The sequence below is a fragment of the Sporosarcina sp. P7 genome (assembly GCF_002743425.1).
In the GTDB taxonomy this organism is placed as follows: Bacteria; Bacillota; Bacilli; order Bacillales_A; family Planococcaceae; genus Sporosarcina.
Window position 1 is genome coordinate 13,725 of record NZ_PDZF01000003.1, and the last position, 22,854, is coordinate 36,578.

Below are 22,854 nucleotides of genomic sequence, written 5' to 3' on the forward strand. Positions count from 1 at the left end.
GTACATAACGAAATAGTAAATACACTACTGTTTAATAAAAATCAATTACTATAACACAATTTACACGGTTAACTATTTATCGTTATCAATAAATATATTAATTTTAAGAAATAGGAGTTACGTGTAAATACCTTTACATATTTATTCTTTTGTTCGCTAAATTACTACCTAGTGAAGGATGCCTGAATAGAATATTCTGAAATTGGTGTTGACTAAATGAAAAATATGTATTAATGTATTGCTATATATAACGAATATAGGCAACGTCGTTCAATGCGCGTTATATTCATATAAAGTAATATGAGAGAAAAGGGAGGATTTATCTATGTACAACCCAGAAATTGAAAGCGCACCCATTTCCGAAAAGCGAGAACTACAGCTTAAAGGATTAAAAAAGACAGTGGAAAACGTATATGAAAATGTAGGGTTTTATAGACAGAAATTCGATGAATTGCAAATTAAGCCTGAAGACATTCAATCGTTGGAGGATATTAAAAAGCTACCATTCACAAAGAAAAAAGATTTCCGTGATCAGTATCCATATGGACTATTTGCTATTCCTGTGGACGATGTTGCAAGAATCCATGGTTCATCTGGAACAAGTGGAAAGCCAACTATTGTCGGCTACTCAGAGCGTGATCTTAAGAACTGGGGAATTTTAGTGGCACGTGCTATCGTTGCTGCTGGCGGTAGAAAATCTGATGTTTTTCATAATGCGTATGGGTATGGATTGTTTACAGGAGGACTTGGTCTTCATCAAGGTGCCGATGAATTAGGTGTAGCTACAATACCGATTTCTGGAGGGAATACAGAACGTCAAATTACAATAATCAATGATCTTAAGCCACGTGGAATATGTGGTACCCCGTCTTACGTCTTGAGTATCATTGAGAAGATGGAAGAACAAGGAATGGATCCACGTGAGACAAATCTTGCTTATGGCATATTTGGAGCAGAGGCTTGGTCTGAAAGCGTGCGTCAAAAGTTAGAACAGAAACTAGGAATAAAAGCTGTAGATATCTATGGATTAAGCGAAATTATGGGACCTGGTGTTGCGTCTGAATGTCATGAAGCGCAGGATGGATTACATATTGCAGATGATCATTTCTTTGTTGAAGTAATTAATCCCGATACACTTGAACCCGTTGCCGATGGAGAATTAGGAGAATTAGTATTTACTAGTTTGCAAAAGGAAGCGCTTCCAGTTATCCGTTACCGTACGGGAGATATTGCATCAATTACTCATGAGAAATGTAAATGTGGAAGAACAACGACTCGTATGTCACGTGTTAAAGGACGAACAGACGACATGATCATTGTTCGAGGAGTAAATGTTTTCCCTTCCGAGATTGAACGGGAATTACTTCAAATAGAAGGATTGTCACCTGTTTATCAAATTCAATTAGTTCGCAAAGGTGTTATGGATGCAATTGAATTACATATTGAGATTGAGATTTCTCTATATGAACAAGTTGGCTGTGACCTACTTCATGAATCCATCACGAGTATGAAGCGGAAGATCCAACATAAGTTGAAGAATTCGTGTTTAATTTCAGTGGATGTTGTGTGTAATGAACCGAAAGCACTTCCAAGATCTGAAGGAAAAGCAACACGCGTTGTAGATAAGCGTGAAAATTCACCTGTAAGCGTATGACAATAACAACTGGATAAGGGCGTGAAGTGAGTGCAAGATTTTTTACAGTTCACATTAACGGGAATTACGATTGGAAGTATTTATGCAATTGTCGCCCTCGGTTTTGTTACCATTTATAGTGTGACGAAAGTTATCAACTTGGCTCAAGGTGAATTCGTCATGCTTGGTGGATTGACCATGTTTTCACTCGTTTCAGTAGGCGTGCCATATTGGCTTTCCTTTATTGTTACGATACTTTTTGTGACATTCATCGGGTGGCTAATGGAGTTCCTTTTGATACGTAGAGCCAAAGGTGCTGACGCGATCAGCTTAATCATTTTGACTATTGGAACTTCGATCTTCATCCGTGGAATCAGTAGTATGGTATGGGGAAAAGATCAACATACAGTAGCACCTTTCATGGATAATACTCCTGTTACAATTGGAGGCGCTTCCATTACCCCCCAATCCATTTGGGTCGTTTTGATTATGCTGTTAGTTGTCGGTCTTATGTATATGTTTATCGACAAAACAATGCTAGGAAAAGCATTCCAAGCATCCTCTGTAAACCCGATGGCTGCAAGATTAATGGGAATAAGTCCAAAAAGAATGTCTTCCTTTTCCTTTGTTTTAAGCGCTTCTCTTGGAGCTATTGCGGGCCTTGCGATCGCACCAATTATTTTCCCGGCATATGATATGGGTGCTATGTTAGGCATTAAAGGATTTTCAGCAGCAATTCTAGGGGGACTAGGTAGTGCCCCCGGAGCTGTCATTGGTGGTTTGCTAATTGGACTATTTGAATCCATGGGTGCCGGCTATGTTAGTTCAGGAATGAAAGATATTATTACATTTTCAATATTTTTGCTTATATTGATTATTAGACCCAATGGTATTTTGGGTGAAAAAACTATTGGGAAAGGAGGGTTGTAATGAAGTTACAAGGCGTACAGCAGACGAAGTGGTGGGGCGTAGTTGTATTCATTGCTGCCATCCTCATATTTCCATTGGTAGTTACTCAGTCATTTTTTATTACACAGGCAACATTTGCAGGTATATACGCAATTATAGCCATCGGTTTAGGCTTGTTAATGGGTTATGCCGGACAAATATCTTTAGGACAGGCAGCATTTTATGGAGTGGGAGCATATACCACTTCGATTTTGACAGCTACGTGGGGATGGAGTCCTTGGCTTAGCTTGCCTATAGCTTTACTCGTTCCGGCTCTTCTAGCTTTTTTCATGGGATATACGATGTCACGTTTAAGTGGATATTACTTAGCTATGGCAACATTGGCTCTTGGTATAATCGTTCATGGTCTTTTGGTTGAAGGTAAAGGAATCACAATGGGAGCATCAGGATTTTATGGGATCCCCCAGCTGTCATTGTTTGGCATGACAATCAACCAAGGAGTTCCATATTACTTTCTAGTATGGTTTTTTGTTTTAATAGTTTTAATTCTATCACTGAACATTGTTCATTCTCGGGTTGGACGTGCACTCCGTTCTATACACGACTCAGAAATAGCCTCCAGCTCGATGGGGGTTAATACGGGCAGGTATAAAATGCAGGTGTTTATATTGAGCGCTGCATTTGCGGGGCTTGCCGGCTGGTTGTTTGCTCACATGAGTTACAGTATATCTCCATCTGCCTTTACATTTGATGCATCCATTCTTTTCTTAGCAATGGTCGTTCTCGGAGGAAGTGGAAGTGTATGGGGGGCATTAATAGGGGCTTTACTAATTCGTATGATCGGCATTACCGTTCACACACTTGGTGAGCAATTCTCGTTTATCACTAGTGATTCGGAACACGTGATTTATGGATTAATCTTAATATTAGTCGTTATCTTTATGCCAAAAGGTCTGTTTCCAACAGTAATAGACTGGTTTAAAAATACATCGATAAAAAGAGTAGAAAAAAAATCATCTGTACCCGTCACACCGATAGAACGAAGTGTTTCAGAATGAGAGGATGATGACATTGTTGCAAGTAGAATCAATTACAAAAAGATTTGGCGGAGTTGTAGCAAATAGCGATGTCAGCTTCTCTGTCGATGAAGGGCAAATTGTTGGGCTAATAGGACCGAACGGAGCAGGAAAAAGCACAATGTTCAATATGATATCTTCTATATTTCCACCGACCGAAGGAAATATTTTGTTTTGCGGGAAGAGGATTGATCTCCTCCCTTCATATAAAGTAGCTCCATTAGGCATATCACGGACCTTCCAAAACTTACAAGTGTTTAAAAATATGACAGTGATTGAGAATGTCATGGTAGGCCAGCATATGAGAACGAAGCAAAATCTTTCAGGAGTTGCTTCCATGTTACTTGGCATTGCAAAAAATGAGCGCAAAGTGTATGAAGAGGCAATGGATATCTTACGTTTTTTCAATCTAGAACTACTATACGATCAAAAGGCATCCAGTTTGTCATTAGGTAAATTGCGACTATTAGAATTTGCCCGTGCTTATGCCACAGAGCCTAAACTTCTTCTGTTGGATGAAATTGCAGCAGGATTAAATCATAGTGAGACGTCTGAAATGAGTGAGTTGATTAAAAGAGTAAGAGACTCTGGAGTAACCATTCTAGTCGTCGAGCATGATATGGATCTAGTCATGAGCATTTGCGATAAACTCGTTGTTTTGGATCAGGGCATGAAGATTGCAGAAGGAGCCCCAAAAGAAATTCAAGCGAATGAAGCGGTCATTGCGGCTTACTTAGGTGCTGAGATCGAGGAGGAAGTCGTATGAGTGAACAAAAGCTACTTGAGGTACTCGACTGTTCTGTAAGCTATGGACCGATTCAAGCATTGAATGGCGTATCACTGTCTGTTAAACAAGGAGAAATTGTCGCTTTGCTAGGTGCAAATGGAGCGGGTAAGACAACTCTTCTACAAACCATGTCTGGACTACTTCGACCGACAAGCGGCCAAGTTATCTATCAAGGCACGGATATTACAGGAATGGAAGCAGAAAAGATTGTTGAGAAACACTTAATTCATGTACCTGAACATCGTCAAATTTTTTCTACAATGACTGTGTTGGATAATTTATATTTAGGTGCTTACCATCATCGTAAAACTACTAACAAGCAGGCAATAGAAGAAAACATCAAAAAAGTTTTCGAATTATTCCCGATATTGAGTGACCGAAAAGATCAAATGGGTGGAACGATGTCTGGCGGTCAGCAACAAATGCTTGCGATTGCAAGAGGTATGATGGCAGAGCCTGACTTATTGTTATTAGACGAACCTACATTAGGACTAGCTCCACTTATAGCGAAGGACGTATTAGAACTAGTCGGTAATTTACGTAAGCAGTTTGGAACAACGATTTTATTAATAGAACAAAATTTACATGCATCCCTTAAAGTTGCTGATCGGGGGTATGTCATTTCTCATGGTGAAATCATTAAGAGCGGCAGTTCAAGTGAATTATTGAATGATCCGGAAGTAAAAGAAGCTTATTTAGGTCACACAGTACATTGATGATGGGGGATGAGAAGATGTTCAAAAAATTAACTATGTTATTTCTAGCAGTTATCATTTCATTGGTGCTAGCCGCATGTAGCGACACTGACGCGAAGTCCGAAAGTGGGGAACTGACAGAGTATAAGATCGGTGCCATTTATTCAAAAACGGGTCCAAACAGTCCGTTAGGCGAACCTGAATGGAATGCAGCAAAACTACTAGAAGAGAAAATCAATGCAGATGGTGGAATTAATGGCATTCCGCTAAAGATCATCTTGGCGGATGATGAATCCAGCCAGGAAAAAGCAACACAAGAAGCTAATCGATTAGTGAACGACGAAAAAGTATTAGCGTTACTCGGGTCTTCAGGTAGTGGTGAAAGCCTTGCTATGAAAGGAATCGCCTTGCAACAAAAAGTTACTATGATCTCGGCTGCAGCGAGTGCGCATGTCGTTGAACCTGTTGAAGATGCAGAATGGGTATTTAAAACACCGCAATCGGATAGACAAGCAGTTGAACGGGTTTATATGTATTTAAAAGAACAAGGAATTAAGAAAATTGGTACGATTAGTGATTCTAATGCGTTTGGCTCAAGTGGCTTAGAGCAATTGGAAGCTTTAGCAGATGACTATGATATTAAAATCGTAGCAAAAGAAAGCTATAATACACAAGATCCTGATATGAGTACGCAAGTGACGAAGATTAATAGTGCAAAAGCAGAAGCAATCGTCGTCTGGGGAACGAATCCAGGACCTGCCGTCATCGCAAAGAATGCGCATGATCTAGGAATTAGTTTACCGGTATTTGGAAGTCATGGCATTGCAAATCAAAACTTTATCTCTTTAGCGGGAGAGGCTGCAGAAGGTGTAGTAATTCCAACTGGAAAGCTATTATTCCCAGACCAGATTCCTAAAGATGATATACAGCACAGTGTATTATCAGAGTTCTACAATGAGTATACAGAAAAGTACGGCAGTGAACCGACTAACTTTGGTTCTTATGGCTATGACAATGTGATGTTGACAGTGGAAGCATTGAAGAATGGTGCTACTGATCGTGAAGCAATTCGAGATTATTTAGAAGAGAATATTAAAGACTGGATTGGTACGACAGGAGTTTATAATTACACAGCTGAAGATCATAATGGGCTTGGACCGGAGAGCTTTGTAATGGCGACTGTGAAGGATGGAAAATGGACATATATTGAATGATGTAAAAAGCACTGCGTCTTAGCAGTGCTTTTTGTATGAAGAGTTTTTAAACAACTACATATCTACTAAGTAAAATACGTCCGTGACGCAATGCTCTGGAATCTCGAAATGAAAATAAATTATTCTGAATATATTCTTGACAACGCTTACACATTGATTTAAGATACTAAGTATAACAAGAAAAGCTAACAACGTATTTTATGCGTTATACTTGGAAGGATCGATTTTCTTTCGATAGAGAGGAGAAGCCAGCATATGAGTAATGAACAGAAAGTTTATGATATAACAATAATTGGTGGCGGCCCTGTGGGTTTGTTTACATCCTTTTATGCAGGTATGCGTCAAATGTCGGTAAATTTGATTGAGAGTCTTCCGCAACTTGGCGGTCAACTAACAGCTTTGTATCCAGAGAAGTATATTTACGATATTGCAGGTTTCCCAAAAATCACTGGACAAAAACTTATTGACAATCTAGTTGAGCAGATGTCTCAGTTTGAACCAACTATCACACTTGAACAAGAGGTACGTGAAGTGACTAAGCAAGACGACGGGAACTTCAAAATCAAAACGAATAAAGAAACACATTATTCTAAGGCAATTATTATTACTGCAGGAAATGGTGCATTTCAACCTAGAAAGATTGAAATTGAAAACGCTGAACAATACGAGGGTAAAAACTTACATTACTTTATTAAAGATTTACAATACTTCGCAGGAAAGAATGTTCAGGTTCTTGGCGGTGGAGATTCTGCGGTAGATTGGTCTCTAATGCTTGAGCCGATTGCCAACAAAGTAACACTCGTTCACCGCCGCGATAAATTCCGCGCACATGAAGCTAGTGTTGAGAACTTAATGAATTCCAAAGTAGAAGTTAAAACACCATATATTCCATCATTATTTATTGGTGAAGATCATATTGAAAAAATCGTTCTAAGTAAAATGAAGTCAGACGAGGTAGAGGAAATCGCAATTGACGAAGTAATAGTCAACTATGGTTTCGTGTCTTCACTTGGTCCTATCAAGGATTGGGAACTAGAAATAGAAAAGAACAGCATTGTCGTTAATTCGAAAATGGAAACGAACATTAAAGGTATTTATGCTGTAGGCGACATTTGTACGTATCCAGGAAAAGTTAAACTTATAGCTAGCGGGTTTGGAGAAGCACCTACGGCTGTTAGTAATGCCAAGGTCTACATTGATCCAACGGCTAAAGTTCAAGCAACACATAGTACGACATTAATGGAGAAAAAGGAAAAGCTAGATCAGAAAAAAGTCCCGGTCAACTCTTGAACATTTGACTCATTAGAATAAAGGAGGACACCTTTTATGGCTACACATACTATTGTTGATCAATCAACTTGCATAGCGTGCGGTGCTTGCGGAGCAAGTGCACCTGACATTTTTGATTATAATGATGAAGGTTTTGCATTCGTACATCTAGATAATAATGAAGGTTCAGCAGAAGTCGATGAGGATTTATTGGATGATTTGGATGATGCGGTTGAGGGCTGCCCAACTGACTCCATTAAAGTATCAGAATATCCAATCGTTTTGGAAGAGGTCTAGTATTTTTTTGAGACCAAGTATAACAAAATTTGTGAAAAGACGTTAAGTTTGTTATATTTGATCGTTTAAATACGTATCTTGTGGTATTAACTTTTCAAAATCTAAAGGAGGAATTAGATAAATGGTAATGATGACAGCGATGACCGCAGATGAAAAGATGGAGTATTTCATGGAACGTATAGAAAGTGGCGAAAAGATCCAGGCAGATGATTGGATGCCGGAAGAGTATCGTCAAACGTTAATTAAACTCATTTCCATGCACGGAATCAGTGAAATTATGGGAGCGCTCCCTGAGAAAGAGTGGGTACCTAAAGCGCCTTCACTATACCGCAAACTTGGAATTATGGCGAAAGTACAAGATGAAATGGGTCACGGACAACTATTATTACGCGTGGCAGAAGATTTAATGAAGCCATATGGTAAAACTCGCGGTGATATCATGCAGGATCTATTCAATGAGGATCTGAAGTTTCATAATGTATTTCATATGGAAACAAAGACTTGGGCAGATGCAGGATTGATAGGTTGGTTAGTAGATGGGGCTGCAATCATTACACAAACGAATATGCTAGATGCATCTTACGGGCCGTATGCAAAGGCCTTACAACGTATTTGTGCAGAAGAAGTATTCCATGCGCAACACGGAGAGTCGATTATCATGGCACTTGCTGAAGGAACAGAAGAACAGAAAGCAATGGTGCAAGACGCGCTTAACCGCTGGTGGCCAGCACTGCTTATGTTTTTTGGACCTCCAAGTAAAGCTACGACAGGTGCATCAAAGCAAGAAGCTACTATTAAATATCGTATTCGTAAGAACACAAATGAAGAATTACGCCAGAGCTTCTTGGATAAATATATTCCGAGAATTCTATCGCTCAGTTTAACAATCCCGGATGCTACATTGCATTTCGATCAGGAGAAGAAACATTGGGTTTATCAGCAACCCGACTGGTCAGAGTTCAAAGAAATTATTAAAAATAATGGACCAAAATCACAAGCGCGTCTTAATCTTCGCCGTTCATCATATGAGAACAATGCGTGGGTACGTGAAGCGTTAAGTGCAATTGTTGAATAAAGGAGCGGAAGAGAATATGTCAGAGAAAACATTTTATCAAGAGTTTGAAGTATTTAGTAAACGCACCCATGCTGCGTCATTCCAGCACCAATTCGATTTACTAGCACCAAATGAAGATATGGCACTTATGATGGCACAAGAAAACTTTATGCGTCGTGAGCCAGTCGTTGATATATGGGTCGTAAATAAAAAAAATATCCGAAGTATGGATGAAGAAGAACGTCTTTCTTTGAGTCGTTTAGATAACAAAGATTACCGTACTACAAAAGGTTATGGTTACTTACGTAAAAAATGGCGTAAATACGAACAAGAAATGCTCGATGAGAAGGAAATCCTATCTTGGGCAGGAGGTAAAGAAAAATGAGTAATGTTGAAAAAATGATGAGTACGGAAGAGAAAAAAGCAGTAGAAACGCTTTTATTTCAGTTAGCAGATGATGATTTCCTGTTTTCATATCGTGGCTCTGAATGGTTGGGTCTAGCTCCGCATATAGAAGAGGATGTTGCATCATCTTCTATCACACAAGATTCCATGGGTCATGCAGCTATGTATTATAAGTTGCTAGAGGACTTAGGATTAGGTAATGCGGATGATCTAGCTCACTTACGCCCTGCAGTAGAACGAAAAAATAGCGTTTTGACTGAACGTATTAATGGTGACGGCTATTATATGGACACACCACAATATGATTGGGCTTATACAGTAGTTAGAAGTTACTTCTATACACAAGCGAAACGAGCGAAGATCAATTCACTTAAAGAAAGCTCATATAAACCACTCCAAGAGATTGCTGTAAAAGTTAGTATGGAACTCTATTATCATGTGATGCATTGGAAGTTATGGTTCAAACAATTACTAAGCTCCACAGAAGAAGCGAAAACTAAAATGATGAGTGCAATTGAATTGGTTGTTGCAGACATGGGAGATCTATTCTCTTATGGAGAACAAAAAGAACCGATTGAACGCTTTGACTTGATAGATTCAGAAGAAAAAATACAAAATGCTTGGCTTGAAGCATTACGTCCAACATTTGAAAAATTGGAATTGGATTTACCGATAATTCCTGAACCTAAGTTGAATGGACGTAATGGACAACACACAGATGAGTTGCAAGCAGCAATCGATACACTTTCTGAAGTGTACAGAATCGATACAGCCACTAACTGGTAATAGATAGAAAGAGGTGTTTTGGAAATGGTAGCTCTTATAAAAAAATCACAAAACTTGGAAGTATGGAAGGTGCTTGAAAGCGTCAAGGACCCTGAAATTGATACAGTCAGTATAGTGGATCTTGGAATGGTGGAGAAAGTGGAAGTTGAAGCCGAACAGATCAAGGTAACGTTATTGCCTACGTTTTTAGGTTGCCCGGCACTTGAAATCATCCGAACGAATACTAAGAATGCTGTGATGGGGCTATCTTTTGCCAAAAACGTCGAAGTAGAATTTATTTTCAGTCCTCCTTGGACATCTGATCGTGTGACGGAAAATGGAAAAAAAGGATTGAAAGAGTTTGGAATCGCTGCTCCACCGCGTCATCTGGAAGAAGATGGATCGTGGCACGTGGATTGCCCGTATTGTAATTCAACCTACGTCACGATGGAAAATATATTTGGACCAACTGCTTGTAGAAGTATTTTATATTGCAAGAGTTGTAAAACACCGTTCGAAGCAATGAAACCTGTATCAACAATAATGTAATTGGAGGATTTTAAATGGCTAAATTAATCGCACTATACAAACACCCTGAAAACAAAGAGGAATTTGACGAGCATTACTTCAATGTTCATTCACCACTCACAGCGAAGATTCCTGGCTTGCGTGAAATGAAAGTAACGAAATTCACTGGTAACCCAATGGGTGGAGAACCACCGTATTACTTGATGTGTGAAATGATTTACGATGATGCTGCATCATTAAAAGCAGGTTTGAGCTCTGATGAAGGAAAAGCTTCTGGAAAAGACTTGATGGGCTTTGCAGGTAAGCTAGTTACTTTAATGATAGGTGAAGACAGCGAATGACAGCCTTCAAATTCATAGAAACATCGGTTGATCAACAAATCGGCATCATTGAATTGAACAGACCTAAGCAATTGAACTCTTTAAATCGTTGTATGGTAGGTGAAATTCTCGAGGCGCTGCAAGCGTTTGATCGAAATGAGGAAGTACGTGTAATTTTGCTAGTTGGCAAAGGAAAAGCTTTCTCTGCTGGTGCTGATATAGAGGAGATGGCCGGGGCAGATTCAATGAGTCTCGAATTGTTGAATCAGTTTGCTGACTGGGATCAGATTCCTCTTATCAAAAAGCCCATCATCGGTGCAGTTCATGGATTTGTTTTTGGTGGAGGTTTTGAACTTGCCCTTTGCTGCGATGTCCTATTAGTCGCTGATGGCACAGAGTTTGCATTCCCTGAAGTGACGTTAGGTGTTATGCCAGGAGCTGGCGGGACGCAACGCTTAACTAAGTTAGTTGGACGTGCGAAAGCGATAGAGTGGCTGTGGACAGGTGAGCGAATCAAAGCTAATGAATTACAAAAATACGGAGTGATCAATCGAATCGTCTCTCCAGAGCTATTGCGCGAAGAAGCTTTACGGTTTGCAAATAAGATCGCTAGCATGCCGCCACTTGCTATCCGAATGATTAAGGATTCAGTGAACAAGGCGGTTGACTATCCACTGTATGAAGGTATGCAGTATGAGCGAAAGAACTTCTATCTCTTGTTTTCATCGGAGGATCAAAAAGAAGGAATGCAAGCTTTTGTCGAAAAGAGAAAACCGGTATATAAAGGAAGATAAGGAGACGACTTTCTATGTTTGAAACAATTCAATACGAGTTGAAAGATGGTATTGCTTGGCTGACATTGAATCGTCCTGATAAATTAAATGCATTCGTAGCTCAGATGAATCGTGAAATTAAAGATGCGTTGCGTATGGCATCAAAGGACGACAATGTAAGATGCATCGTCGTAACAGGAGCGGGTAGAGCGTTCTGTTCAGGCCAGGATCTGTCAGAAGTTGATGAACAAATGGATCATGGGCAAGTACTAAGAGATCACTACGGTCCAATGATTTTGGAGATAAAGAAATCGGAAAAGCCGATTATTGCAGCAGTCAATGGAGTAGCGGCCGGAGCGGGTTTTAGTCTAGCTTTAGCATGTGATTTACGTTTGATGTCTGAGAAAGCCAGCTACATAAATGCATTCATACATGTAGGACTCATTCCTGACTCTGGCAATCTGTTTTATCTATCGCAATTAGTTGGTTCAGCGAAAGCAGCAGAAATTTCAATTCTAGGTGAGAAAATCTCTGCAGCGCAGGCGTTGGATTTGGGTCTAGCAACAAGAGTTTATTCTCAAGAAGATTTTGAGGTAGAAGTGAAAGCGTTCGCAAAAGGTATTGCCACGAAGCCAACTAAGGCTATTGGACTAATTAAAAGAGGATTGAATGACGTTCAAACACTACCGTTTGAAGAATATCTTCAACGTGAAGCAGAAAGTCAGCGTATTGCTGGCTTAACTGAAGATCATGTAGAAGGTATCGAAGCATTTAAAAACAAAAGAAATCCTGAATTTATTGGAAAGTAAGAGGAGGAAATAAAATGACAAATGTTCAAGAGCAAGAAGTAGCACAAACGATGAAGCGTGATTTCTATAAATTGTTTATCAACGGAGAGCAAGTAGAGAGCAGCAATGGTGCTCGGACAAAAGTCTATAATCCCGCAACAGGAGAGCTCCTAGCGGAAGTCGCAAAAGCAACTCAAGAAGATGCACAACGCGCTATTGAAGCAGCACGTAATGCATTTGATAACGGGAAGTGGAAAATTACCCCAACGGGAAAACGTGCTCGTGTACTTAATAAAATTGCAGCGATCATGAGAAGTCGTTTTAGCGAATTAGTAGAACTAGAAGTACTGAATACGGGTAAAACTATTTCGGCAGCACAAGCTCAGATTAATCAGGCTGTAGAAGACTTTGAGTTTTATGCAGGGGCACTAGTTTCACACCGCGGCTCTGTAAATAACGTACCTGGCCAATTCCACAACTACACAGAAAAAGAGCCGGTTGGCGTATGTGCGCAAATTATTCCATGGAACTATCCTTTAATGATGGCAGCTTGGAAAGTTGCACCGGCACTTGCGGCAGGGTGTTCTGTAATTATTAAACCTGCATCTCTTACACCGCTGACAGCAATTATCTTAGGAGAAATTTGCCATGAAGCTGGAGTTCCCGAAGGTGTAGTAAACATCTTACCGGGATCAGGTTCTGAAATTGGAAACTATCTGGTTGAACATGATTTGGTAAACAAAGTAGCTTTCACAGGCTCTACACCGATTGGTAAAGATATTATGGCACGTGCTTCTGGCACATTGAAGCGTGTCACATTAGAGTTAGGCGGAAAATCACCAAGCCTAATCTTTGAAGACGCGGATATTGATCAAGCAGTAGATTGTTCTATCTATGGTATTTACAATAACACTGGACAGTCATGTGACGCACGTTCACGAATTTATATACATGAAGATGTGTATGATGAGTTCGTTGAGAAATTCGTTGAAAAAACTAATCGTATCGTTCTGGGTGATCCGTTCAGCAAAGGAACACATGTAGGGGCAGTAATTGACCAAGGACAATTGGATACTGTAAAAGAATATGTACAATCGGCAATTGATGAAGGGGCAGAAATTTTGGCCGGCGGTGAGCAAATACACCCTGAAGGCTTTGAGAAAGGTTTCTGGTATGCACCGACAGTTATCGGTAACGTGACGCAAGAAATGCGCGTAGTACAAGAAGAAATCTTTGGTCCTGTTGTTGTGCTTTCCAAGTTCTCAAATGAAAAAGAAGCGATCGCATTGGCGAATGACTCGGTGTTCGGTCTAGCATCATCTGTTTGGTCTAAAGATGGCGCACGTGCAACACGTGTTGCAAATCAAATCCAAGCGGGCATCGTCATGATCAACTCACCATTCTCTGCTTTCCCTGGAACACCATTCGGTGGATACAAGCAATCAGGATTTGGACGCGAGTTAGCTATTGAAACATTGGATCTTTACTCCGAGACGAAGAGTATCATGTCTTACTATGGATCTCGCCCATTAAACCCATTCGGACTGTAAAAAACATTACCTTAAAAGGAACAGGGGCTAGTTTGCATGCCGCTGTTCTTTCTTACTATAAATATGAAATAGCTATTTAAAGGGGGAAGTAAAATGATTAAAAATATAGTAGTTGTTGGTTCTGGCGTGATGGGTAGAGGTATTGCTTATGTAAGTGCATTAGGTGGATATTCTGTCACTATCGTAGATATTAATGAACAAGCATTGGCTAACGCAGAGAAAGAAATTGAGTTAATCATTACAAAAGGTGTGGATCGACAAAAAATCACGCAACAAGTAGCGAAAGAGCTTCGTACAAATCTTCATTTCGAAACGGAGTTAGCAATCGCGGCAAAAACAGCGGATCTAGTTATTGAAGCGGTACCTGAAATTGCAGATATAAAAAAACAAGTATTCCAAACGATTGAAGAAAATGCACCTAAATCCTGCTATTTTGCAACTAATACGTCAACTATGAGTCCAACTGAAATTGCATCGTACGGTCAACGTCCTGAACGCACTATTGCCATGCACTTTTTCAACCCTGTACATAAAATGCCACTTGTAGAAATTATACGCGGGCTAGAAACAAGTGATGAAACAGCAGAAGTCATTAGAAATGTAGCTGTAAAAATGGGGAAAGAAACGGTTGTCATCAATGAATTCCCTGGTTTTGTCACAAGCCGAATTAGCGCACTAGTCGGAAATGAGGCTTTTTACATGTTGCAAGAAGGCTTAGGCTCACCTGAAGAAATCGATAAAGCAATTAAATTGGGCCTAAACTATCCTATGGGACCCTTTGAATTAGTAGATTTAGTCGGACTAGATGCACGCTTGAATAACTTGAAATATCTCCACGAAAAACTTGGTGAAAAATATCGTCCTGCCCCTCTGCTAGAACAGTACGTTAAAGCTGGACGTCTCGGCAGAAAGAGTGGAAAAGGAGTCTATGACTACACGGATAACAAGGAGATGGTGAAATCATGAAGGAAGTTGTAATCGTTGATGCAGTACGTACACCATTTGGAAGATATAAGGGGGCGCTAAAAGCAGTTCGTCCAGATGATTTGGGTGCAACAGTAATTAAGGCCTTAATTGATAGAAATCCAAATCTTCAAACTGAAGACATTGAAGAAGTGGTCTTTGGAAATGCGAATCAGGCAGGCGAAGATAATCGTAATGTGGCTCGTATGTCAGCCTTACTCGCCGGCTTGCCTATAGAAGTGGGCGGAACAACTATTAACCGCTTATGTGGATCGGGAATCGATGCAGTTATGTATGCAGCTAGAGCAATCATGGCAGGCGAAGGGGATGTCTTCATCGCAGGCGGTACGGAGAGTATGACACGCGCGCCATTTGTGATGGGGAAGCCTGAAGTAGAGTACCCACGTGGAGATATGAAAATGTATGACACGACTATTGGATGGCGCTTTACTAATAAGGAATTAGAAAAAATGTACGGATCTGACACCATGCCGAAAACAGCGGAAAATGTAGCGCAACGTTATAACATTTCGCGAGAAGAGCAAGATGCTTTTGCATATGAAAGTCAACGCCGTGCAAAAAGGGCAATTGAAGAAGGTACATTCAGCGAAGAAATTGTACCAGTTGTATATAAAGATCGTAAAGGCAATGAAATTATTGTGGATCGGGATGAACATCCACGTCCAGAATCTTCTGTCGATGCATTAGCAAAACTACGACCGATATTTGAAGGCGGCACAGTTACGGCGGGTAATGCATCAGGGGTAAATGATGGAGCAGCAGCTCTATTATTAATGAGTGCGGAGAAAGCGAAAGAACTCGGACTAAAGCCACTCGCAAAGTATGTTACAGGGGCAGTGGCAGGTCTTGAGCCGGCGGTGATGGGACTAGGTCCAATTGATGCATCGCGCAAGGCTTTAAACCGTGCAAACTTAACAATTGATGACATAGGCTTAGTAGAATTAAATGAGGCATTTGCTTCTCAATCGCTTGAATGTATTCGCCAACTAGAATTGGATACAGAGAAAGTAAATGTTAACGGTGGAGCGATTGCGTATGGACATCCACTAGGAGCAAGTGGGGCACGTATTTTGATGACTTTAATATATGAAATGAATAAGCGTGATACGCAGTACGGCCTGGCAACTATGTGTATAGGTGTGGGGCAAGGTATAGCAATGATCGTAGAAAAACCAGAAGTGTAAAATCTATTACGCTTTACGCATAAAGGAGCTTGTATAATGAAACCAGTTTTATTAGAAATTAAAAACCGTATCGCTTATGTAACAATTAATCGGCCGGAATCTTTGAATTGCTTTAATTATCCGGCCTTAAAAGAACTACAAGAAATCGTAGAGACCCTCCATATTGCTCCTGATGTCAGAGTTGTAATCTTCAAAGGGGCAGGGGAAAAGGCATTCAGTGCTGGAGCAGATCTGAAAGAGCGTAAAACTCTTAACGAATCGGAAGTACGCCGTAATGTAAAAGCCATTCGTGATGTGTTCAATAGTATTGCAGAATTACCACAACCTACAATCGCTGCAGTGAATGGCCATGCACTGGGTGGCGGTTTTGAATTGATGCTAGCTTGTGATTTCTCGATCGCAGTTACACATGCTACGTTAGGTTTGACTGAAACTAGTTGGGCAATCATTCCGGGAGCGGGAGGCACACAACGTCTGCCCCGATTAGTTGGAGTGATGAAAGCGAAAGAACTGATATTTACTGCCAAGCGCCTGACTGCAGCTGAAGCATTGGAGCTGGGTATTATATTAAAAGTAGTTGCATCAGATAATTTAATGGCATCTTGTGAAGAATTGGCAGAAGCTATTATGAAAAATGGTCCTGTTGCAATTAAACAAGCCAAATATGCAATTAATGAAGGTTTAAATACTGATCTCCGTACAGGACTTGCAATCGAGACAAAAGCATACGAATTAGTCATCCCGACCAAAGATCGCGTTGAGGCTTTACAAGCATTTAATGAAAAGCGTGAACCGGAATTCCAAGGCACATAAGCTTGTCATCATTATTGGCCAAAGGTTATAATAGAGAGAAGGAACCGAATAATTTAATTGAAAGAGTGGTTTTTTCTATCTCTAATACAAAGTCTATGATATTTACGATTTTCGGTGATTATGTTCGCCACTATGGCAATAAAATTTGGATTGGTAGCCTGATCCAGTTGATGAAAGAATTTGGCCATAATGAACAAGCTGTACGCGTTGTTCTATCTCGAATGATGAAGCAAGGATGGTTTGAAACAGAGCGTGTAGGAAGAAAGAGTTATTATTACTTAACAAAACGTGGGGTATCTCGTATCGAGGAAGCTGCATCGCGTATTTTTAAATTAGAGCCTCATGAATGGGATGGTCAATGGCGTATGTTGATTTACAACATACCTGAAGATAAACGGCAACTCCGCGATGAATTGCGGAAAGAGCTTTTATGGAGTGGATTCGGTACCTTTACGAATGGTTGTTGGATTACGCCAAATGATTTGGCGAAAGAAGTACGCTTATTAATAGCAAAATATGAGATTGAAGATCACGCCGACTTATTTCTCTCTGAGAACAGAGGACCCAGGTCAAACCAAGAATTGGTTGCCAAAAGCTGGCCTCTTGAAGAAATTGAGAAAAAGTATGAAGAGTTTATTTCGATATACAGTCATAAATTCGTCGTGTCTACAAGTGCAATGGAAAGTGGTTTGCTATCGGATGCCCAATGTTTTGTAGAACGCACCAATTTAGTGCATGAATATCGTAAGTTTTTGTTTGTTGATCCTGGTTTGCCAAAAGAACTTCTTCCTGAGATGTGGAGCGGAACACACTCAGCTCATTTATTTGCACAATATTATAAGTTACTTGCGGAACCCGCTAATCGATTTTTCGAACATATATTTGAAAAAGATAATGATATAAGTAGAAAAGACGCTACGTACGATGCTGAAGACAACCCGATGATTATAAAATGATAGAAAAAAGCCGTGAGCATTTTATTTTACGCTCATGGCTTTTCTTAATTATAACCTATCAAGCATTCAATTCGTTCTGTAAAATCAGGTTGAAGTCTTTTCCTTTCTCAACGTACGTATCTATAGACAGCTGAATCAGTTCAAGATCTTGGTCATTCAATTGTCTAACGACTTTTCCAGGAGATCCGATCACTAAAGAGCGCGGTGGAATAACTTTTCCGGAAGGGATTAAAGTGTTTGCGCCTATAATGCACTCTTCCCCGATGTCTGCATGATCAAGAATGGTTGAACCCATACCAATAATAGAACGTTTTCGGATTCTACAGCCATGTAATACTACATTATGTCCAACAGTTACTTCGTCTTCAATTTCAACAGGTGCATTTTCATATAGATGAATTGTAGAATTATCCTGTATACTGCACCGCTTGCCAATTACAATAGCACCCTCGTCTCCTCGTAATACAGAGTTGAACCATATCGTAGATTCTTCTCCAACTGTTACGTCGCCTATTAGATAAGCGCCGGGGGCAATGAAGGCGGATTCATTAATCAAAGGACTTTTGTTATTGTAAGGTATAATCATGAACTTTCTCCTCCTATCGATGTAAATATATGATAAAGTATAACATAAAAGGGAGTGCATTGTATGAATAGGTTATGTAAGGAATTGTCTATACGATATCCAGTCATTCATGGTGGGATGGGAAATATCAGTAGCGTAAATTTGGCGGCAGCTATTTCTGAAGCTGGGGGTTTAGGCACAATAGGTTGTGGAACATCCGGATTAGATGAGGTAGAGCAAAAAATTACCGATTTGAAATCTATGACTTCACGTCCTTTTGCTGTAAATATTGCTATTAATGTAGCACCTCAAGTCGAAGAGTTACTAGCATTAGTTATTAAGCACCGAGTACCTATTGTATCGTTATCGGCTGGCAATCCGTCGCCATACATTCAAACCTTACATGATAATGAAATAAAGGTTATGGCTATCGTAGCTTCTGTAAAGCATGCATTAAAAGCGGAAGCGGCCGGAGCGGATATTATAGTGGCGGAAGGGTTTGAAGCTGCTGGTATCAACTCGCCTCTTGAATTAACTACGATGACATTGATTCCGCAAATTACTAAAAGTATTCAAATTCCTGTCGTAGCAGCAGGTGGTATTGGGGACGGAAAAGGTTTAGCTGCAGCACTTGCTTTAGGTGCTGAAGGTGTGCAGATGGGCACTCGCTTTATAGCCACTCAGGAAATGCAAGCGCACGAACTCTATAAGCAACGTCTACTAGATGCATCTGACATAGAAACGAGAATCATTGGTCGTGAAGTAGGTCGTGTGAGAAGAGTACTAACTAACGATTATGTAATGAACCTAGAAAAGCGTGTAAAAGAGGGGATGAAGCTAGAAGAGTTTAATGAAGCGACTACCGAGGTGCAGCATGTTTTAGGTGCCATAAAGGGAGATATGCAGAACGGCTATATCAATAGTGGTCAGGTCGCTGGATTAATAGGAGATATTCCAACGGTCCAAGAATTATTGGAACGTATGATGATAGAAGCGAAGGAAGCGTGTAAACGCACTGCAAATTTACTGTGAATCAATAAAGAACAGATATAAAGCACTTGCTTATAATTGTTGGATAGCAAGAGCTAGTATATCTATTGGTTATTCAAAGATAGCAAGACAAAATACCTTAGTTATTCTATTCACTTATATGATCTGCGTAGAGGGTATGGTTGTTCGATTGATCACCCCATGAAATAGAAAATAGAATCTCCAGGGAAAATCCTATAAAAACAATAATAAAAGGCTACCGCTCGGCAAAATGTTACTCGTGCCGAGTGATGCCTTTTTATTATTGTCAAATTTATGATAATAGTTTTCTTACTCTTCATCCCGACAATAATCACGAATCAATCGGGATGCTTTCGACTGGCTGATCTGGAGGTCTGATGCCACACCTCTCGTAGAACCAAACTTCTGATAGGATCTTCTGACCATGGTAGCTGTTACATTATCCAATGCCTGGTCGAGGGAATGGGAATAGGCGAGTTCAGGTATATCTTTTACTTTTTCCAAGATTACTTCGGGTAAATCTTCTAAAGTGATGACTGCATCACTTGTAATAACCAGTCGCTCTATCAAGTTTTCTAACTGTCGCACATTGCCTGGCCACGAATAATGATAGAGTACATTCAAACAATCTTCGGAAATTATTTTAGTAGAGTTGTACTTGTTGTTAAAATTATTCAGAAAGCTATAAGTTAAAGGGATAATATCTTCTTTGCGTTCATCCAACCGTGGCAGTTCGATGTCAATGACATTGAGTCGGTAGAATAGATCTTCGCGGAAAGTCTTATTTTCTACCATTTTCGGTAAGTCTTGATTTGTTGCGGCGATAATACGGATATCCACTGTCTTGCTAACGTTGCTGCCAATTGGAATAAACTTTTTGTCTTGTATGACTTGAAGAACTTTTGCCTGAAGGGGCAAAGCCAACTCGCCGATTTCATCCAAAAAAATTGTGCCGTTATCTGCTGCCTCGAACAAACCAATTTTACCGTCTTTTTTAGCACCAGTAAATGATCCTGCCGTGTAACCAAATAGCTCCGATTCTAACAGATCTCCGGGAATAGCTGCACAATTTACATTAAGGAAAGGACCATCCTTTCTTTTACTCAATTTATGCAATTGATATGCGATGACCCCTTTTCCAGTTCCCGATTGACCATGGATTAAAATAGTAGAATCTGTAGGTGCCACCTTTTCACAAAAGCGCAGTATTTTTCGCATTTTTGCGTTGTTCGTTATAATCGTACTTGCAAAAACTTCATCTGCCGAGTTTGTAAGGTTAGGTTCTTCCTTTTTGATGAGCCGTTTAAAATCTTGTATTTCGGTTGCTGTGCACACAATGTATTCAATCTCATTGTTCGAGTTCAATATAGGGAAAGCCCTAGTCAGCAATTCAGCACCAATATGAGTTTGTTGGCGTACTGAAACGGGAGTTTTCTTTTCCAGTACGAGTGGAACTACGGAAGGCGTCCAGTATCCATCGTTAAAAAAGTCATCATTATACTTACCGACAACATCATCTTTTGTCATTCCATAATGCTTTTCACAATTTCGATTTACATAGACGATCCTTATCTCTTTGTCCAATACATAGATTTCATCTGATGAATAATCCAGAATTTTAAGCAAGGATTCTAAAGATAGACTCATTTTCTCCTGTTCGTTCTCATAGGACATATTGTTACACCTTCCTACTAATTATTTTGAGTTAATTTTGAGAATATTTATATTTTACTGAGTCTCCATTGACTCAATTGTGAATCAATTGTAACAGCGTTTTATAAAAAAGACGAGAACAATCGTATTCCCATGCAAATCTCAAAAGTTGGCATGATACTTGCAATAGTATTTAGTAACGCGGCAAGGATAAGGGAATACCCTGATCGCCCCGTAACTATACCTTTTATATAAATGATAATGAGGAGGCACAATATGAACAGATCAGCCGAAGTTAGTGACATAACAATTATTGGAGGTGGACCAGTCGGCCTATTTACTGCATTTTATGCAGGACTTCGACAAATGTCTGTAAAAATTATTGAAAGCTTACCCCAACTAGGCGGTCAACTTTCTGCATTGTATCCCGAAAAATATATTTATGACATTGCAGGGTTTCCTAAAGTCAGAGCTCAGGAGCTAGTAGATAATCTAGTTGAACAAATGAATCAATTTGAGACTACTATCTGCTTAGGTGAGACGGTAATGGAAGTCTTAAAAGAACATGACGGTGTTTTCAAGTTGACTACAAATAGTGGAGTACATTATTCACGAACAATTATTATCACTGCCGGTAACGGTGCTTTTCAAGCAAGGAAGATGGAAATCGAAAGTGAAGAGAAATTCCAAAATCAAAACATTCATTACTTCGTTCAGAACATGAATCAGTTCCAAGGCAAGAAAGTGGCTTTGTTTGGTGGCGGGGATTCTGCAGTAGATTGGGCATTGATGCTTGAGCCGATTGCTGAAAAGGCTTCCATTATTCACCGGAGAGATAAGTTTCGGGCACATGAACACAGTGTAGAATTATTGAAACAATCCAAAGTGAACTGCTTGACGCCATATGTTCCAGTTGAATTGGTGGGAGACGAGAAAGTTGAAAAGGTCATCATCAAGCATTCGAAAACAGGTGAGTTGGAAGAGCTTGAAGTCGATGACGTATTGATCAATTACGGTTTCGTCTCATCGCTCGGTCCTATCAAAGACTGGAGTCTTGAAATAGATAAAAACTCCGTAGTGGTTAATTCAAAAATGGAAACAAATATTGAAGGAATATATGCGGTCGGCGATATTTGTACGTATGAAGGAAAAGTTAAGCTGATTGCATCTGGTTTTGGAGAAGCACCTGTTGCGGTGAGTAGCGCAAAAGTATTAATAGATCCGACTGCAAAAATGCAACCGCTACACAGTACGAGCGTTATGGGTGAAGCGGAAGAAGTGCCAAAGAAAGCGAAGGTTGGAGTCAACTGATTAATTTTTAGATAGGAGGCTAGGAAATGGCGCAATATACAATGGTGGAGCGAAGTACATGTATTGCTTGCGGGGCATGTAATCCTGTTGCTCCCGAACTATTTGACTACACAGCCGATGGATTTGCTTTTGCTTTATTGGATGACAATGAAGGAGTTACGGAAGTTCCTGAAGATCTGATTGAGGATTTGGAAGACGCATTTGAAGGTTGTCCAACCAACTCTATCAAAATGGCAGATACTCCGTTCTCTTGTCAGAAAATTAAAGCTAGTTGATAAAATAATTGATAAATTGAAAAATACAACTCTGAAGGA

Annotated in this window: 25 protein-coding genes; 23 read left to right on the forward strand and 2 right to left on the reverse strand. The window is 39.9% G+C overall.

The genetic code is table 11. The features are described 5' to 3' along the window. The first annotated feature begins 325 nt into the window (after positions 1 to 325). From CSV60_RS04290 to paaX, 20 genes are all read left to right on the forward strand, one after another. Entirely contained in the window at positions 326 to 1,654 is a 1,329-nt protein-coding gene (locus CSV60_RS04290; RefSeq protein WP_099636089.1) for a phenylacetate--CoA ligase family protein, read from the forward strand. 30 nt (positions 1,655 to 1,684) lie between these two features. Continuing rightward, complete coding sequence (locus CSV60_RS04295) at positions 1,685 to 2,563, forward strand: branched-chain amino acid ABC transporter permease (RefSeq protein ID WP_099636090.1); 879 nt, start codon at positions 1,685 to 1,687, stop codon at positions 2,561 to 2,563. Continuing rightward, positions 2,563 to 3,600 (forward strand): branched-chain amino acid ABC transporter permease, encoded by a 1,038-nt coding sequence (locus CSV60_RS04300; RefSeq protein ID WP_099632051.1) that lies wholly within the window; start codon positions 2,563 to 2,565, stop codon positions 3,598 to 3,600. Before CSV60_RS04295 ends, CSV60_RS04300 begins: the two co-directional genes overlap by 1 nt. A gap of 4 nt (positions 3,601 to 3,604) precedes the next feature. Then, positions 3,605 to 4,384 carry an ABC transporter ATP-binding protein gene (locus CSV60_RS04305; protein ID WP_099632050.1) on the forward strand — a complete coding sequence of 260 codons (780 nt, stop codon included), beginning with the start codon at positions 3,605 to 3,607 and terminating at the stop codon, positions 4,382 to 4,384. Next, entirely contained in the window at positions 4,381 to 5,121 is a 741-nt protein-coding gene (locus CSV60_RS04310; protein WP_099632049.1) for an ABC transporter ATP-binding protein, read from the forward strand. Before CSV60_RS04305 ends, CSV60_RS04310 begins: the two co-directional genes overlap by 4 nt. 17 nt (positions 5,122 to 5,138) lie before the next feature. After that, positions 5,139 to 6,314 (forward strand): ABC transporter substrate-binding protein, encoded by a 1,176-nt coding sequence (locus CSV60_RS04315; RefSeq protein ID WP_099632048.1) that lies wholly within the window; start codon positions 5,139 to 5,141, stop codon positions 6,312 to 6,314. Positions 6,315 to 6,569: 255 nt separating this feature from the next. After that, on the forward strand, positions 6,570 to 7,604 hold the full coding sequence (locus tag CSV60_RS04320) for an NAD(P)/FAD-dependent oxidoreductase (RefSeq protein WP_099632047.1): 1,035 nt from the start codon (positions 6,570 to 6,572) through the stop codon (positions 7,602 to 7,604). Between the two features lie 36 nt (positions 7,605 to 7,640). Next, a complete protein-coding gene (locus tag CSV60_RS04325) occupies positions 7,641 to 7,880 on the forward strand; it encodes a ferredoxin (protein WP_099632046.1) in 240 nt (79 codons plus the stop codon). Between the two features lie 121 nt (positions 7,881 to 8,001). After that, on the forward strand, positions 8,002 to 8,955 hold the full coding sequence (gene paaA / locus CSV60_RS04330; protein ID WP_099636091.1) for a 1,2-phenylacetyl-CoA epoxidase subunit PaaA: 954 nt from the start codon (positions 8,002 to 8,004) through the stop codon (positions 8,953 to 8,955). 16 nt (positions 8,956 to 8,971) lie between these two features. Beyond that, entirely contained in the window at positions 8,972 to 9,319 is a 348-nt protein-coding gene (paaB, locus tag CSV60_RS04335) for a 1,2-phenylacetyl-CoA epoxidase subunit PaaB (protein WP_099632044.1), read from the forward strand. Beyond that, positions 9,316 to 10,125, forward strand: coding sequence for a 1,2-phenylacetyl-CoA epoxidase subunit PaaC (gene paaC, locus CSV60_RS04340; RefSeq protein ID WP_199173180.1), 810 nt, complete (start codon positions 9,316 to 9,318; stop codon positions 10,123 to 10,125). The genes paaB and paaC overlap by 4 nt, the downstream gene beginning before the upstream one ends. Positions 10,126 to 10,149: 24 nt before the next feature. Then, the gene (gene paaD, locus CSV60_RS04345; protein ID WP_099636092.1) at positions 10,150 to 10,653 is read left to right on the forward strand and encodes a 1,2-phenylacetyl-CoA epoxidase subunit PaaD; all 504 of its coding nucleotides are present in this window, start codon (positions 10,150 to 10,152) and stop codon (positions 10,651 to 10,653) included. A 14-nt stretch (positions 10,654 to 10,667) separates the two neighbouring features. Then, positions 10,668 to 10,973 carry an EthD family reductase gene (locus tag CSV60_RS04350; RefSeq protein ID WP_099632042.1) on the forward strand — a complete coding sequence of 102 codons (306 nt, stop codon included), beginning with the start codon at positions 10,668 to 10,670 and terminating at the stop codon, positions 10,971 to 10,973. Then, positions 10,970 to 11,746, forward strand: coding sequence for an enoyl-CoA hydratase/isomerase family protein (locus tag CSV60_RS04355; RefSeq protein WP_099632041.1), 777 nt, complete (start codon positions 10,970 to 10,972; stop codon positions 11,744 to 11,746). Before CSV60_RS04350 ends, CSV60_RS04355 begins: the two co-directional genes overlap by 4 nt. A gap of 14 nt (positions 11,747 to 11,760) precedes the next feature. Next, the gene (locus CSV60_RS04360) at positions 11,761 to 12,534 is read left to right on the forward strand and encodes an enoyl-CoA hydratase-related protein (RefSeq protein WP_099632040.1); all 774 of its coding nucleotides are present in this window, start codon (positions 11,761 to 11,763) and stop codon (positions 12,532 to 12,534) included. 14 nt (positions 12,535 to 12,548) lie between these two features. After that, complete coding sequence (locus CSV60_RS04365) at positions 12,549 to 14,063, forward strand: aldehyde dehydrogenase family protein (protein ID WP_099632039.1); 1,515 nt, start codon at positions 12,549 to 12,551, stop codon at positions 14,061 to 14,063. A gap of 93 nt (positions 14,064 to 14,156) precedes the next feature. Further along, positions 14,157 to 15,029, forward strand: a complete 873-nt coding sequence (locus CSV60_RS04370) for a 3-hydroxyacyl-CoA dehydrogenase (RefSeq protein ID WP_099636093.1) — start codon at positions 14,157 to 14,159, stop codon at positions 15,027 to 15,029. Continuing rightward, positions 15,026 to 16,231 (forward strand): thiolase family protein, encoded by a 1,206-nt coding sequence (locus CSV60_RS04375; RefSeq protein ID WP_099632037.1) that lies wholly within the window; start codon positions 15,026 to 15,028, stop codon positions 16,229 to 16,231. The genes CSV60_RS04370 and CSV60_RS04375 overlap by 4 nt, the downstream gene beginning before the upstream one ends. A 36-nt stretch (positions 16,232 to 16,267) precedes the next feature. Beyond that, a complete protein-coding gene (locus CSV60_RS04380; protein WP_099636094.1) occupies positions 16,268 to 17,044 on the forward strand; it encodes an enoyl-CoA hydratase-related protein in 777 nt (258 codons plus the stop codon). A 95-nt stretch (positions 17,045 to 17,139) separates the two neighbouring features. Continuing rightward, positions 17,140 to 18,000 (forward strand): phenylacetic acid degradation operon negative regulatory protein PaaX, encoded by an 861-nt coding sequence (gene paaX / locus CSV60_RS04385; RefSeq protein ID WP_099632067.1) that lies wholly within the window; start codon positions 17,140 to 17,142, stop codon positions 17,998 to 18,000. Positions 18,001 to 18,058: 58 nt separating this feature from the next. On the opposite strand, the gene CSV60_RS04390 is transcribed toward paaX, so the two are convergent. Next, a complete protein-coding gene (locus tag CSV60_RS04390) occupies positions 18,059 to 18,586 on the reverse strand; it encodes a gamma carbonic anhydrase family protein (protein WP_099632035.1) in 528 nt (175 codons plus the stop codon). Positions 18,587 to 18,649: 63 nt separating this feature from the next. Here CSV60_RS04390 and CSV60_RS04395 point away from each other — a divergent pair, with 63 nt between their 5' ends. Beyond that, positions 18,650 to 19,597: an NAD(P)H-dependent flavin oxidoreductase gene (locus CSV60_RS04395; RefSeq protein WP_099632034.1), complete on the forward strand. Its 948-nt coding sequence runs from the start codon at positions 18,650 to 18,652 to the stop codon at positions 19,595 to 19,597. Between the two features lie 288 nt (positions 19,598 to 19,885). Here CSV60_RS04395 and CSV60_RS04400 read toward each other — a convergent pair whose 3' ends face one another. Next, positions 19,886 to 21,250, reverse strand: coding sequence for a sigma-54 interaction domain-containing protein (locus tag CSV60_RS04400; RefSeq protein ID WP_099632033.1), 1,365 nt, complete (start codon positions 21,248 to 21,250; stop codon positions 19,886 to 19,888). A gap of 255 nt (positions 21,251 to 21,505) precedes the next feature. On the opposite strand from CSV60_RS04400, the gene CSV60_RS04405 reads away from it, so the two are divergent. Then, the gene (locus tag CSV60_RS04405) at positions 21,506 to 22,540 is read left to right on the forward strand and encodes an NAD(P)/FAD-dependent oxidoreductase (RefSeq protein WP_099632032.1); all 1,035 of its coding nucleotides are present in this window, start codon (positions 21,506 to 21,508) and stop codon (positions 22,538 to 22,540) included. Between the two features lie 26 nt (positions 22,541 to 22,566). After that, positions 22,567 to 22,815 (forward strand): ferredoxin, encoded by a 249-nt coding sequence (locus tag CSV60_RS04410; RefSeq protein ID WP_099632031.1) that lies wholly within the window; start codon positions 22,567 to 22,569, stop codon positions 22,813 to 22,815. Positions 22,816 to 22,854: the final 39 nt, after the last annotated feature.

Bases quoted from the DNA above. Each gene is read 5' to 3' on its own strand.
- CSV60_RS04370 (WP_099636093.1), top strand. From the start codon at position 14,157: ATGATTAAAAATATAGTAGTTGTTGGTTCTGGCGTGATGGGTAGAGGT.
- paaA (WP_099636091.1), top strand. From the start codon at position 8,002: ATGGTAATGATGACAGCGATGACCGCAGATGAAAAGATGGAGTATTTC.
- paaC (WP_199173180.1), top strand. From the start codon at position 9,316: ATGAGTAATGTTGAAAAAATGATGAGTACGGAAGAGAAAAAAGCAGTA.
- CSV60_RS04300 (WP_099632051.1), top strand. From the start codon at position 2,563: ATGAAGTTACAAGGCGTACAGCAGACGAAGTGGTGGGGCGTAGTTGTA.
- CSV60_RS04305 (WP_099632050.1), top strand. From the start codon at position 3,605: ATGATGACATTGTTGCAAGTAGAATCAATTACAAAAAGATTTGGCGGA.
- paaB (WP_099632044.1), top strand. From the start codon at position 8,972: ATGTCAGAGAAAACATTTTATCAAGAGTTTGAAGTATTTAGTAAACGC.
- CSV60_RS04350 (WP_099632042.1), top strand. From the start codon at position 10,668: ATGGCTAAATTAATCGCACTATACAAACACCCTGAAAACAAAGAGGAA.
- CSV60_RS04400 (WP_099632033.1), bottom strand. From the start codon at position 21,250: ATGTCCTATGAGAACGAACAGGAGAAAATGAGTCTATCTTTAGAATCC.
- CSV60_RS04410 (WP_099632031.1), top strand. From the start codon at position 22,567: ATGGCGCAATATACAATGGTGGAGCGAAGTACATGTATTGCTTGCGGG.
- CSV60_RS04380 (WP_099636094.1), top strand. From the start codon at position 16,268: ATGAAACCAGTTTTATTAGAAATTAAAAACCGTATCGCTTATGTAACA.
- paaX (WP_099632067.1), top strand. From the start codon at position 17,140: ATGATATTTACGATTTTCGGTGATTATGTTCGCCACTATGGCAATAAA.
- CSV60_RS04390 (WP_099632035.1), bottom strand. From the start codon at position 18,586: ATGATTATACCTTACAATAACAAAAGTCCTTTGATTAATGAATCCGCC.
- paaD (WP_099636092.1), top strand. From the start codon at position 10,150: ATGGTAGCTCTTATAAAAAAATCACAAAACTTGGAAGTATGGAAGGTG.
- CSV60_RS04320 (WP_099632047.1), top strand. From the start codon at position 6,570: ATGAGTAATGAACAGAAAGTTTATGATATAACAATAATTGGTGGCGGC.
- CSV60_RS04290 (WP_099636089.1), top strand. From the start codon at position 326: ATGTACAACCCAGAAATTGAAAGCGCACCCATTTCCGAAAAGCGAGAA.
- CSV60_RS04395 (WP_099632034.1), top strand. From the start codon at position 18,650: ATGAATAGGTTATGTAAGGAATTGTCTATACGATATCCAGTCATTCAT.
- CSV60_RS04355 (WP_099632041.1), top strand. From the start codon at position 10,970: ATGACAGCCTTCAAATTCATAGAAACATCGGTTGATCAACAAATCGGC.
- CSV60_RS04375 (WP_099632037.1), top strand. From the start codon at position 15,026: ATGAAGGAAGTTGTAATCGTTGATGCAGTACGTACACCATTTGGAAGA.
- CSV60_RS04325 (WP_099632046.1), top strand. From the start codon at position 7,641: ATGGCTACACATACTATTGTTGATCAATCAACTTGCATAGCGTGCGGT.
- CSV60_RS04310 (WP_099632049.1), top strand. From the start codon at position 4,381: ATGAGTGAACAAAAGCTACTTGAGGTACTCGACTGTTCTGTAAGCTAT.
- CSV60_RS04405 (WP_099632032.1), top strand. From the start codon at position 21,506: ATGAACAGATCAGCCGAAGTTAGTGACATAACAATTATTGGAGGTGGA.
- CSV60_RS04365 (WP_099632039.1), top strand. From the start codon at position 12,549: ATGACAAATGTTCAAGAGCAAGAAGTAGCACAAACGATGAAGCGTGAT.
- CSV60_RS04360 (WP_099632040.1), top strand. From the start codon at position 11,761: ATGTTTGAAACAATTCAATACGAGTTGAAAGATGGTATTGCTTGGCTG.
- CSV60_RS04315 (WP_099632048.1), top strand. From the start codon at position 5,139: ATGTTCAAAAAATTAACTATGTTATTTCTAGCAGTTATCATTTCATTG.